Annotated in this window: 8 protein-coding genes and 1 riboswitch; of the genes, 2 read left to right on the top strand and 6 right to left on the bottom strand. The window is 72.9% G+C overall.

Going from position 1 to position 12,488, the window contains the following annotated elements; genetic code table 11:
- Window positions 1-14: 14 nt before the first annotated feature.
- Window positions 15-1,280 carry a family 2 encapsulin nanocompartment cargo protein terpene cyclase gene (locus ACFYU9_RS00405; RefSeq protein WP_389209406.1) on the bottom strand — a complete coding sequence of 422 codons (1,266 nt, stop codon included), beginning with the start codon at window positions 1,278-1,280 and terminating at the stop codon, window positions 15-17.
- Window positions 1,281-1,354: 74 nt separating this feature from the next.
- Window positions 1,355-2,767, bottom strand: coding sequence for a family 2B encapsulin nanocompartment shell protein (locus tag ACFYU9_RS00400; protein ID WP_389209404.1), 1,413 nt, complete (start codon window positions 2,765-2,767; stop codon window positions 1,355-1,357).
- A gap of 635 nt (window positions 2,768-3,402) precedes the next feature.
- Here ACFYU9_RS00400 and ACFYU9_RS00395 point away from each other — a divergent pair.
- Window positions 3,403-4,095, top strand: a complete 693-nt coding sequence (locus ACFYU9_RS00395; RefSeq protein ID WP_389340915.1) for a class I SAM-dependent methyltransferase — start codon at window positions 3,403-3,405, stop codon at window positions 4,093-4,095.
- A 67-nt stretch (window positions 4,096-4,162) separates the two neighbouring features.
- The gene (locus tag ACFYU9_RS00390; RefSeq protein WP_389340912.1) at window positions 4,163-7,351 is read left to right on the top strand and encodes an ABC transporter substrate-binding protein; all 3,189 of its coding nucleotides are present in this window, start codon (window positions 4,163-4,165) and stop codon (window positions 7,349-7,351) included.
- Here ACFYU9_RS00390 and ACFYU9_RS00385 read toward each other — a convergent pair.
- The 4 genes from ACFYU9_RS00385 to ACFYU9_RS00370 form a co-directional block, all read right to left on the bottom strand.
- Window positions 7,341-9,173, bottom strand: coding sequence for an ABC transporter ATP-binding protein (locus ACFYU9_RS00385; protein ID WP_389340909.1), 1,833 nt, complete (start codon window positions 9,171-9,173; stop codon window positions 7,341-7,343). The two genes, ACFYU9_RS00390 and ACFYU9_RS00385, sit on opposite strands and share 11 nt — an antisense overlap.
- A gap of 113 nt (window positions 9,174-9,286) precedes the next feature.
- Window positions 9,287-10,585 (bottom strand): cytochrome P450, encoded by a 1,299-nt coding sequence (locus ACFYU9_RS00380; protein WP_389340906.1) that lies wholly within the window; start codon window positions 10,583-10,585, stop codon window positions 9,287-9,289.
- A 131-nt stretch (window positions 10,586-10,716) separates the two neighbouring features.
- Window positions 10,717-11,316, bottom strand: a complete 600-nt coding sequence (gene thpR, locus ACFYU9_RS00375; protein WP_389340903.1) for an RNA 2',3'-cyclic phosphodiesterase — start codon at window positions 11,314-11,316, stop codon at window positions 10,717-10,719.
- A gap of 80 nt (window positions 11,317-11,396) precedes the next feature.
- Window positions 11,397-12,209 carry a transglycosylase SLT domain-containing protein gene (locus ACFYU9_RS00370; RefSeq protein WP_389340900.1) on the bottom strand — a complete coding sequence of 271 codons (813 nt, stop codon included), beginning with the start codon at window positions 12,207-12,209 and terminating at the stop codon, window positions 11,397-11,399.
- Between the two features lie 4 nt (window positions 12,210-12,213).
- A riboswitch (cyclic di-AMP (ydaO/yuaA leader) is annotated at window positions 12,214-12,404 on the bottom strand.
- Window positions 12,405-12,488 lie beyond the last annotated feature (84 nt).

The raw sequence follows: 12,488 nt of genomic DNA, 5'->3' as shown, positions 1-12,488 counted from the left end.
AAAAGTCCGTTTCTTTACCAGAAGTCGGGCAGGCTGTATCGGTACGTGTTGGTCATGTGCCAGTAGTGGTTGCCGTCGACCCAGGCGGCGACGCCCTTGAGGAAGCGCGCCACGGTCGGTACGGGGCAGGCCGCGGCCAGTTCGGCGGCCTCGGCCTCGAAGGCGTGCATGAGGTCGTTGTGGACCTCGACCGCCTTCAGATAGGCGTCCTTCTCGCAGACGCCCTCGCGTTCGGCGATCACCACGGGCAGGTTGAGGTGCAGGCCGGGGCTCTTCTGCTCCTTGGTGTAGGAGTAGAGGTCGTTCACGATGGTCGTCGCGTTGCCGGCCAGGGCGATCACCCGCTGCATGGCGGGCTGTGCGTGCAGGTCCGCCGGCAGTTCGTAGCCGCCGACGGTGTCGGTGATGGTGGGGCAGGGGCGGAAGTTGTTGAACTGGCGCATCGCCAGGTACTCCCACACCTCCGGTACGGTCCCGGTCTCGGCCCAGGCGGCCTCGGCGAGGTACCCCATGTGCAGCCGGGCCATGTCGTGCCGGAACCGGTCGGCCTGGGACGGCGTGGCCAGCTGCGCGAAGTACTCCATGGCGGAGCGGTAGGCGCGCCGCGGGGCGTCGGCGTACAGGGACTCCGCCCAGGCCGGCGCGTACTCCCCGGTGGTGTGCAGCGCGTCGAGCGCGGTGTGCGCGAGCAGCAGCCGGCTCCCGAGTCCGATCGGCGATCCGCCGTGGTCCTCGCAGTAGCAGTCGTCGACCGCGTTCTCGGCGACCATCAGCCGGGTGGCGGCCATCAGGTGGTCGACGGTCGGCGCGTCCGGGTGGCAGGCGACCATGTAGCGGCCGACGGAGAAGCCGTCGAACTGGTCCTCCCACTCCGGCGGGTAGACCTCGGCCTCGTCGACCGCCCACGCCTTGATGCGCAGGCTGAGCTCCTCGACGCGGACCGGGTCGGGTTCCGCGACCGGGTGGTAGTAGAGGCCCGGGATCGGGGTGCCGGGTGCCGGAGCGGGCGGCTCCGCGGCCTCGGCGGGCGGCGCGGGCACCGGAGCGGCCTCCGGGGCCGGCGGCAGCGGCACGGGCTCCGCGGGGCGGGCGAACGACAGGGTGGCCGTGCCCAGACCGCTGGGTCCGCGCAGGATCCGCGCCAGTTCCGGTCGGGTGGCTGCGGCCGCGAGCGCGGCCTCCGGCCCGGCCGCCGTCCCCGTGCGGGGGAACAGGGCGGCCGGCGGGCCGGGCAGGGCGGGCAGGCTCGACTGCCCAGGGGAAAGCCCGGGGTCGGGCATCCGTGGCTCCTTGCGGGATGGATGGGGGCCCGGCCCGGACGTCCGGGCCGGATCGGGCCTGCGAAGCCTCTGCGCTAGTTGCGGCGGGCGATCTGCACGTTCTCCAGGACACCGAGCGCGTCGGGGACGAGCACCGCGGCCGAGTAGTACGTGGTGACCAGGTACGAGATGATCGCCTGCTCGCTGATGCCCATGAAGCGCACGGACAGGCCCGGCTCGTACTCCTCGGGCAGTCCGGTCTGGCGCAGACCGATGACGCCCTGGTTGTCCTCGCCGGTACGCATGGCGATGATCGAGCTGGTCTGCTCCTTGCTGATCGGGATCTTGCTGCAGGGCAGGATCGGCACGCCGCGCCAGGCCGGGACGGACTGGCCGCCGAGGTCGACGTGGTCCGGGTAGAGGCCCCGGGCGTTGAACTCGCGCCCGATCGCGGCGATCGTCTTCGGGTGGGCGAAGAGGAACTTCGTGCCGCGGCGGCGGCACAGGAGCTCGTCGAGGTCGTCCGGGGTGGGCGCGCCGGAGTGCGGCTGGATGCGCTGCTTGAAGTCGGCGTTGTGCAGCAGACCGAACTCGGGGTTGTTGATGAGCTCGTGCTCCTGGCGCTCGCGCAGCGCCTCGATCGTGAGCCGGAGCTGTTCCTCGGTCTGGTTCATCGGGCCGTTGTAGAGGTCGGCGACCCGGGTGTGGACCTTGAGGACGGTCTGGGCGACGGAGAGCTCGTACTCGCGCGGCTTGAGCTCGTAGTCGACGAAGGCGCCGGGCAGCACGGCCTCGCCGACGTGGCCGGCGGACATGGCGATCTCGGCCTCGCCGTGCTTGTTCTGCCGCTGCTGGGGCAGCGAGCTGAACTCCTCGATGTGCGCCGCCAGGCTGGGCGCCTGGGCCTTGATCGCCTCGAAGTCGGCGCGGGAGAGGGTGAGCAGGGTGCCGGGCGTCTCGGCGGTGGCGGTGTAGTCCCACGTGGCGTCGGCGTCCAAGAGGGCGTTCTCGCCGAACCGGTCGCCGTCGGCGAGGGTGGCGACGGAGACCTCGTCGCCGTACTTGCCGACGGAGGTCTGGTTGACCCGGCCGTGCGCGATGAGGTGGATCTGCTCGGCGGGGTTGCCGCGCTCGACGAGGACCTCGCCGGCGCGGAAGTCGCGCTGGACGCAGCGGCCGGCGAGGGCGGCGAGCACCTCGTCGTCGTCGAAGCCGCGCAGCAGGGCCAGTTCGCCGAGTTCGCGGGGGATCACCCGGACGGTGGCGCCGTCCTGGACGAACTCGATCACCCCGTCGCCGACGGTGTAGCTGAGTCGGCGGTTCACCCGGTAGGCGCCGCCCTTGGTCTCCACCCAGGGGAGCATGCGCAGCAGCCACCGGGAGGTGATCTCCTGCATCTGCGGGGCGGACTTGGTGGTGGTGGCGAGGTTCCGGGCAGCCGCGGTGCTCAGGCTGGACTGCGGCCGCGGCGGCTCCAGCTGAGTGTCCGGGCCGGTCTCAACGGTCATGGGGCGAGCGCTCCTTGAAAGAGGAAAAGCGGAAAAATCGACACAATCTGTTGGATTCCGTCTCAATCACTGGGAATCCGTCCAGATCCCGGGGAACAGTAACGGCCCGCGCTCCCTCATCAAGGCATCGGACCGGGAGCATTACCTCGATGCAGTGATCTTGTGCGGTGCGGCGTTTATTCGCGCGACCTATGACATTCGAGCCACCCGGTGCTACGAGCGCCCGGCGCGCGCTCCTTCGCCGCGCGCCCCGCCAACTTCCACCGGAAAATGGTCACATGACATGCCATCAGCGCGAACGTCGCGCCGCCGCCGGGGCACGCCCGGTGCACGCCCGCCGGTCGAGTGCTTCGCGCGCCGGTGGGCACGCAGGTTTCCGGCCAGAAAGGAGCGGTGAGCACCCGGCAAGTGGCGGTCTGCGGCCGAGGGGCTCGGTTCGCGTCGAAGAGCGCCCGAGCGACACGGTGGTGCCGAACCGTCGCGGAGCGAGCCGCCGGCTGCCGCTTCGGGGCGCCACGGGGGTGCTTCCCCTTCGGGGGTACGAAGCGCCCGGCCGACATGCGCCGGCCTCTCCATGGGTAGGCGACCTTGATCGGGGCCGCGACCGGACCGCCGGCCCACGGGAAGGGAGCGTCATGAGCGAAGAGGGTGCCGAGCGTCCCGGGGAGCGGACGCTGTCCGCGGCGGAGCTGTTCGACGGTCTCGGGGCGGACTACGAGAAGGCCTTCGTGCGGCTGCCCGAGCAGCTGGCGGCGGTCGACTGGCTCACCGCCCGCCTCCCCGCCGGGTCGCGCGTCCTCGACGTCGGCAGCGGCACCGGCCGCCCGGCCGCCGCACTCCTCGCCCGGGCCGGGCACGACGTCACCGGCATCGACGTGTCGGCGACGATGGTGCGGCTGGCCCGCGAGCAGGTGCCCGGCGCGCGCTTCGAGCAGTGCGACGTCCGGGACTTCGAGGCCCCGGCGGGCTCCTTCGACGCCGTCTGCGCCTTCTTCCCGCTCCTGATGATGACCCGGCGCGACGCCGTCGCCGCCCTGCGCCGGATGACGGACTGGCTCGCGCCCGGCGGCTGCCTCGTCAGCGCCACCGTCCCCGCCGACATCGAGGACGTGGACATCGTCTGGATGGGCCGGCCGGTCCGCGTCTCCAGCTTCCCGGCCGAGGAGTACGTGCGCCTGCTGCGCGAGGAGTGCGGACTGGAGGTGCTCCACCAGGCGGTCTCCGTCTTCCAGCCCGACGGGCCCGCGGTCGAACCGGAGGAGCACCTCTTCTGTTACGCCCGGCGCCCGGACGGCGACCACAACGAGAGGGAGGGGACGGGCCGATGAGACGCCCGGGTCTGATGTAATCGTCACCGGACGGCCTCCGGAGGTGGGGCCACCGGCGGGGGGAACGTTGGAAGAGCTGACCGCGGCCGACCCGAAGCGGGTGGGGCGCTATCGGATCCTCGCGCGTCTCGGCGCGGGCGGCATGGGCCGGGTGTACCTGGGCCGTTCCACCAGCGGCCGGATGGTCGCGGTCAAGGTGGTCCGGGCCGAGCTGGCCGAGGACCAGGAGTTCCGCCACCGCTTCGCCCGCGAGGTGGCGGCGGCCCGGCGGGTCACCGGCTTCTTCACCGCGGCCGTCGTCGACGCCGACCCCGAGGGCGACCCCGCCTGGCTCGCCACCGCGTACGTCCCCGGCCTCCCGCTCGACGCGGCGGTCCACGCCCACGGGGCCTGGCCCCGGCGCTCGCTGCTCTATCTGGGCGCCGGCCTGGTCGAGGCCCTGGAGGCGATCCACGGCACCGGACTCGTCCACCGCGACCTGAAGCCGTCGAACGTGCTGCTCGCGAGCGACGGCCCACGCGTGATCGACTTCGGCATCTCCCTCGCCACGGAGACCAGCGCCCTCACCCAGACCGGCATGGTCATCGGCACCCCCGGCTACATGTCGCCGGAGCAGGTGACAGGACGCCAGGTCGGCCCGGCCAGCGACGTGTTCTCCCTCGGCGCCGTCCTCGCCTTCGCCGGCACCGGCGCGTCGCCCTTCGGCATCGGCGCGCCCCACTCGGTGAACTTCCGCGCCGTGTACCAGGATCCGGACCTCTCCGGACTGCCCGCCGAGACGGACTTCATCGCCCGCTGCCTGGCCAAGGATCCGGAACAGCGACCCACGGTCGCGGAGTTGCTGGCCGAGTTCGCCCGGCTGCTCGGCGAGACCGGCGTACAGACGTACGGCGCCGGGCTGCCGCAACAGACGGACTGGCTGCCGGGCGCGGTGGCGGGGGCGCTGACGGGGCCGGGCGATGCCGGGCCGGGCGACGACCCGGCCGGTGCGCCCGAGCCGGCCGACGACCCGGCCGGTGCGCCCGAGCCGGCCGACGCCGCGCCCGTAGACCTGCCCGTGGCGGCGACGCCCCCGGATCCCCGGGACGCCCTGGCCAAGTGGCCCGCGCCGGTCCGCGACACCCCGGCTCCGCAGGCCCCGGCCCCACAGGCCCCGGCCTCCCAGGCCCCCGGCCCGCAGACGCCGGCCTCGGCATCCCCGGTCCCGCAGACGCCGGCCTCGGCGACCCCGGTCCCGCAGACTCCCGGCCCGCAGGACCTCGTCCCGGCGGCCCCGGCCCCCCACACCCCCGCGACGCCCGCCCCCTCCCCCGCCGCCTCCGCCGACGCTCCCCCCGCCGTCCCGCCGGTCACGCCTCCCATGCCGGAGCACGCGCCGCCGCGCCCCTTCGGCGATCCGCCGCTCGTCTCCTCCGCCTGGCAGCCCGGCCCGGCGGCCGCGCCCGTCGTCACGGCCGGGGCCGGGCGGGGCAGGGCCCGGCGGATCGTGGCGATCGCCGTCGCGGCGGCTCTCGTCGCCGGCGGCGGTGTCACCGCGGCCATCCTGATGAACCAGGGCAAGGACAAGGGCAACGACAACGCGGACAAGAACAGCGGTCCGACCTCGACCAGCCCCGCCTCCGGCTTCGACGCGGCGGTCGGCAACGTGGTCAACGCCTCCGCCAAGAAGGGCGGCACGCTCAGGCTGCGCAGCGCCTATGACGCCGACTCCTGGGATCCGGGCCGTGCCTACTACGGCTGGGTCTGGAACTTCCAGCGCCTCTACGCCCGCACGCTCCTCACCTACCGGGCCAAGCCGGGAGCGGCGGGCACCGAGCTCGTGCCGGACCTGGCCGAGGGCCTGCCGCAGGTGTCGGCCGACGGCCTGACGTACTCCGTGCGGCTGAGGTCCGGGCTCACGTTCGAGGACGGCACGCCGATCGCCTCGAAGGACGTGAAGTACGCGATCGAGCGGATCTTCGCGCAGGACGTCATGAGCGGCGGCCCGATGGATCTGATCGACGCCCTCGACCAGGGCCAGAAGTACGCCGGCCCGTACAAGGACAGGTCCGCGCAGGGGCTGCGCTCGGTCACCACGCCCGACGACCGCACGCTCGTCTTCCGCCTCGCCAGGCCCGACTCGCGGTTCCCGTACCTGCTGGCCGCCGGCGTCACGGCCCCGGTGCCGGAGGCCCACGACACCGGTGTCCGGTACGCGGCGAAGCCGGTGGCCTCCGGGCCGTACAAGTTCGCCTCGTACACGCCGGAGAAGTCCCTGGTCCTGGTGCGCAACGACAAGTGGGACCCGGCCACCGATCCGCTGCGCAAGGCGCTGCCGGACCGGGTCGAGCTGACCATGACCCAGGACCAGGAGAGCGTGAACGCCGCGGTGCTCGACGGCTCGGCGGACCTCGACGCGGAAGGGTTCGGCCTCACGCCGTCGGCCGCGTCACGGGTGCTGGGCGACGCACGGCTGAAGGCGCAGGCGGACGCGCCGTTCAACGGCCGTCTGACCCTGGTCGCGCTCGTGTCGAAGACGCCGCCGCTCGACAACGTGCACTGCCGCAAGGCCGTGCTGTACGCGGCCGACCCCACCGCTCTGCTGAACGCCCGGGGCGGCCCCCATACCGGTGCCCTGCACGGCAATCTGCTGCCCCCGACGATCCCGGGTGCCGACGCCTACGACCCGTACGGGCTGACCGCCGGACAGCCGCGGCCCGCCAAGGCGAAGGAGGAGCTGGCGAGTTGCGGCCGCCCCGGCGGGTTCACCACCAAGCTCCTGACGAAGACCACCCGGCCCCAGGACCTCCAGACCGCCACGGCGCTGCAGAACTCGCTCAAGGCCGTGGGCATCACCGCGCAGATCGTGCAGAAGGACGGCTCGGCGTTCTTCGAATTCGCCGGCTCACCGGACACCGTCAAGAGCCAGGGCATCGGCCTGGTCACGACCAACTGGTCCGCCGACGACCCGATCGGCACGACCTTCCTCCAGCCCCTGGCCGACGGACGCCGGATCACCCCGAGCGGCAACACCGACTACGCCCAGGTCGACGACCCCTCCGTCAACGCCCTGTTCGACCAGGCGAAGGCCGCGCCCGACGCCGGCAAGGCGAGCGAGATCTACCGGCAGCTCAACCACAAGCTCACCGACGGGGCCTACTACCTGCCGGTCGCCGCCAACAAGACGCTGAACTACCGCAACCCGCGGCTCACCAACGTGTACGTCAGCCAGGCGTACGGCATGGTCGACCTGCAGGCCCTCGGCGTCACGTCGTAGGCAGCGCGTCCGCCCCCGCCCGGGTCTCGTCGAGGAAGCCGCCGGACTGGTGCTGCCACAGCTTGGCGTAGGCGCCGTCGGCGTCGAGGAGCTCCTGGTGGCTGCCCTGTTCGACGATCCGTCCGCGGTCGAGGACCACGAGCTGGTCCATGCCGGCGACGGTGCTGAGCCGGTGGGCCACGACGAGCGCGGTACGGCCCTCCATGAGCCGCCACAGCGCGTCCTGGACGAGGATCTCGCTCTCCGAGTCCAGGGCGCTGGTGGCCTCGTCGAGCAGCAGGATCGGCGCGTCGCGCAGGATGGCCCGGGCGAGTGCGACCCGCTGGCGCTGGCCGCCGGAGAGCTTCACGCCGCGCTCCCCCACCATGGTGTCGAAGCCGTCCGGCAGCGCGTCCGCGAACTCCGTGACGTGTGCCGCCTCGGCCGCCCGCCGGATCTCGGCGTCGGTGGCGCCCGGCCGGGCGAAGGCGATGTTCTCCCGCAGGCTGCGGTGGAACATGGCCGGTTCCTGCGGCACGTACGCGATGAGGCCGCGCAGGTCGGACTGGGTCATCCGGCTGATGTCCTGGCCGGCGACGAGGATCCGGCCGGCGTCGACGTCGTTCATGCGCAGGAGCAGCCGGGTGAGCGTGGTCTTGCCGCCGCCGGACCGGCCGACCAGGCCGATCCTGGTGCCGGCGGGGACGTCCAGGTCGAGGCCCTCGAAGAGCGGCTTGCCGCCGCCGTGGGTGAAGCCCACCTTCTCGAAGCGGACGTCGCCGGCGCGCGAGCGCAGCGGCTCGGGCGTCTCCGGGTCGGTCACGGCCGGCGGCTCCAGGAGCAGTTCGGTGAACTGCGCCGCCTCCGTCATGGAGCTCTCCAGACGGCGGTAGATCTGGTTGAACTCGAACATGATGCGGGTCGCGTTGCCGTAGTAGGTGAAGGCGACGACGACCGCCTCCACGCCGTGGTCGGCGGCGCCGAGGGCGAGGGCGAGGACCAGGCCGATGACGTTGGTGAGCACGGACATGGGTGCCACGAGCGTGTCGACGCGCAGGTTGCCGTAGTCCCAGGAGCGCAGCGTGGCCCGGCGCGCCTCGGCGAGGCGGGAGCGGTTCTCGGCGGCCTCGCGCCGCTCGGCGGCGAAGGCCCGTACCGTGTCCATGTTCCCCAGGCTGTCGGCGACATGGCCGGACACCCGGGCGATGGCCGCCTCGCGCGTGGCGACCAGGGCCTGGCGGCGGCGGATCAGCGGGGTCACGCCGAGGGCGGTGACGGCGATCATCGCCAACAGGCCGACGACGAGCAGGGGTTCGTACGTCCACAGCACCACGCAGGCGAAGCCGAGCGGCACGAAGCTGCCGAGCACGTTGAAGGTGAGGGTGTCGACGAACTCCTCGAAGCACTTGCCGAAACCGATGACCCGCTTGGTCAGCGAGCCGGCGAAGTTGTCGTGGAAGAACGTGGCGTCCTTGGCGAGGAGTTCGTCCATTCCGACGACGGTGAGGTGCTCGATGCCGAGCGCGTCGACGCGGTTCAGGAAGTGCAGTCCGACGCGCCACAGGGCCTCGGAGAACAGCAGCACGCCGGCGATGCCGAGGACGTACGGCAGCATGGCGCCGGTCCAGCCCGCGCCGCCGGTGCCGCCGTCGGCGATCCGGGCGACGAGTTTGGCGACGATCAGCGGCGCGAGGTAGCTGATGCCGATGTTGCCGAGCGGCGGGAGCAGCATCGCGGGCACGGTCATGCGACGGAGCCGGGCCAGCTCGCGTCCGTAGTGGCGGAGGGCGAGCAGTACCGCGCCTTTGCCCGGCGTACTGCCGCTCGATTCAGACAATCCCATCACAACCCTGCTTTGTCGGACCGACTGGAGAGGGTCCGCAGTCTCCCGCGACGCCGCCCGCGCGGTCCACGCGTTTTTCGCCCGGCGGTCCGCCGCGGCCTGCGGGAGGGTCGCTAACCAGCCAGGACGGCAGGGGTGGGGCCGTCGGGCCGTACGGTGATGCCATAGGCGGCGCGTTCGGGGACCGACCGGAAGCGCGGGGCGTGCGCCGGGAGCAGGAGTTCGAGGAGCGCGACGGTCTCGCGGAGGGCGAACTGCGCGCCCAGGCAGGCGCGCGGGCCGACGCCGAACGGGAAGTAGCCGCCCGGGTGGGCGGGGCGCCGGCCCGGCACGGTGAACCGGGACGGGGCGAACTCCTCGGGATCGTCCCAGAGTTCCGGGTCGCGGTGGGTGAGGTAGGGGCAGACGACGATGTCGGTGCCGGCCGCCACCGCGTACCCGTCGAGCACGTCGTCCGCGGCCGCCCAGCGCGGCAGGATCCACGCGGACGGATAGAGGCGCAGCGTCTCGTGGACGAGCGCGGCGATCGCCCGCTGCCGTTCGGGTGAGCCCTCGGGTCCGGCGGCGAGCGCCCGTGCCCGTTCCCCGGGGTGGCGGTCGAGGAGCAGATGCAGCCAGGTGAGGGTGGTGGCGGTGGTCTCGTGGCCGGCGAGCAGCAGCGTGACGAGTTCGTCGCGGATCAGCCGGTCGGTGTACTCGGGGTGGGTGTCCGCCGCCTCGACGAGGACGCGCAGCAGGCCCGGCCCCTCGGGGCCCGGGCCGCCGTCGCGGGCGGCGGCGACGGCGCGGTGCGCCACCGCGTCGATCCTGGCCAGCTCGGCGGCGACGGCCCGCTGGGCACTCGCGCCGTCGGCGGGCAGGCTCGGCAGCGCGGCCACCACCTGTGGGACGGCGGCCAGTTCGCGGTCGGTCGCGTCGTCGAGGGCGTGTCCGGTGAGCGAGCGCCAGACGGTGTCCAGGGCGAAGCGCCGCATCTCCTCGCCGAGGTCGAAGAGCTCGCCCGTGCGGGCGTACGCGTCCCAGCGTGCCGCGGTGGTCCGCGCCGCGGCGGCGATCCGCTGCTCGTAGCGGCGCATCCCGCGCCCGGTGAACTGGGCCTGGAGCATGCGGCGCTGGCGCTGCCAGGCCTCGCCGGTCGCGGAGAGCACGCCGTCGCCGACGAGCACCCGGGCGCGGTGCGAGCGCTTCACGTAGACGTCCGGGCGCACGGCGAGCACCTGCCGTACCGCCTCGGCGCCGCTCACCACCACGGTGGGCCGGTCCCCGAGCCGTACGGCGGCGACCGGGCCGTGTGTGTCGCGGGCCTGCGCGAAGAGGTCGATCAGGAGTCCGCCGCCGGTCCGCCATCGTTCGACGGCGGCGGCGTCCAGCTCGGGCACGTCGCGGGACTCTTCGCGCTGGGGGACGACCACGGGCTGCTCCTGATTCGGCGGGCCGTTCGGCGGGACCGGTGCATCACGCACTGTAGGAGAGCGGCCGCGCGGGGCGACACCCGTCGTTTTCGGCCCCGGCGCGACCCGGTCGCCCGGCCGCCGGACAGGCCCTAGGGACCGCCGAGGGGCCAGGACTCGATGTCGCGGTAGCGGATCGGCCCGGGGCCGCGTCCGAAGTTGCTGCCGACCAGGTGCAGGCGCTCGGTCCGCCAGGGCCGGCCGGCGAAGCCGGCGAGAGCGGCGGCGACCTCGGCCACCGAGGCCGTGTCACCGCGGCGGGCCCGGGCGAGGGTGAGGTGCGGGCGCAGCGGCCGGTCCTCGAAGGGGATGCCGCGCGCCTTCACGACGGCGCGGACGTCCGCGGCGAGGCGGTGCAGCCCGTCGAGGTCGCCGGCGATGCCGCTCCACAGCACGCGCCCGTCGAAGTGCCCGCCGCCGCGCAGGGCGAGGTCCAGCGGCCGGCGGGCGGCGGCGAGCTCCGCGAGCGGCGGCCGCAGCGGCGGGACGGCGGCGACGGGGAGCTCGCCGAGGAAGGCCAGCGTGATGTGCCAGTCCTCGATGCGGTTCTGCCTCAGGGCCGGGTACGCCTCGTACGCGGGCCGCAGCTCGCGCGCCAGCTCGTCCTTGGCCTCGTCGGGCGGTGCCAGGGCGATGAACACCCGGACGGTCGCCTCCCGGGGGTTCGCGTGCTCCTGAGGTTGATCCTTCACGCAGGCCTTCGTACCTCTTTTCGTACCGCCCGGTCCATTCGGGGGCCGGGCGGTACGCGGTGGCGTCCTCGGACGCAGGCTCAGTACGCGCCGAAGACGTTGTCGATGGAGCCGTACTTGGCGGCGGCGTAGTTGCAGGCCGCGGCGATGTTGGCGACCGGGTCGTAGGGGTCGTTGGCGGTGCCGGCCACGTGGTAGGCCTGGAAGGTGGGGTCGATCACCTGGAGCAGGCCCTTGGACGGGGTGCCGGCGACGGCGTTGGAGTCCCAGTTGTTGATGGCCTGCGGGTTGCCCGAGGACTCGCGCATGACGTTGCGGTAGATGCCGTCGTAGCTGCCGGGGATGCCGTTGCGGGACATGACGTCGAGGGCCTGGCGGATCCATCCGTCGAGGTTGTTCGCGTACGTGCCCGTCGAGGCGGTCGTCGCGGCCTTGGCGGCGGCCGGGGCGGCGGCCTGGACCACGGTGCCCGTGGCGCTCGCGCCGGTGCCGGTGAAGCGCGGAGCCGTCGGGGCCTTCGCGGACGTGGGGTCGACGGTGATCGTCAGACCGGGCCGGATGAGCCGGGGGTCCTGGCCGATGGCCCGGCGGTTGTCCTGGTAGATCTTCTGCCAGCCGCCCTTGACGGAGTACTTCCGGGCGATAGCGGAAAGCGAGTCCCCGGCGATCACGGAATAGCGGACCGGGCCCGCCTGAACGGCCTTGATTACGGCCGGCTGGGTCACGGCCTTTTCGACTGCGACGGTGTGTGCCGCCTGCGGCACGGCCGCCACGGCGCCGGTGGCCCCGGCCAGCGGCAGGGCGAGAGCGGCGCTGCCGGTGATCCCGGCGAGGGCGAGACCGCGGGCGAGCGGGGTGCGCTGGGTACGTCGGTGCTTACCGTGTCCACGCATGGCGAATTCCTCTCCTCCGCCTGCGAGGTGAGCTGTCGGGTTCGGGCAGGAGATGCCCGGCCGTGCGCAGCACGGCTTCACCCCTAGCCGCCCCGGAATCCCGGGACCGGCGGCAAACCTGGGTCCCCCGCTCCTGCCGGACGAGTGTGGTGAGTGCGGTTTCCGGGCGGTGGCAGGATTCGGCGTTTCCGTCCGGTTGCGGCGTGACCGTATGCGAAAACAAACGGCGAATACAAGACGGAATTGGCGAACCGAAAATGACCTTTCACGGAAACACAA

The sequence above is a fragment of the Streptomyces sp. NPDC004327 genome, assembly GCF_042873935.1.
In the GTDB taxonomy this organism is placed as follows: domain Bacteria; phylum Actinomycetota; class Actinomycetes; order Streptomycetales; family Streptomycetaceae; genus Streptomyces.
This window is presented reverse-complemented; position numbering and strand designations above follow the sequence as displayed.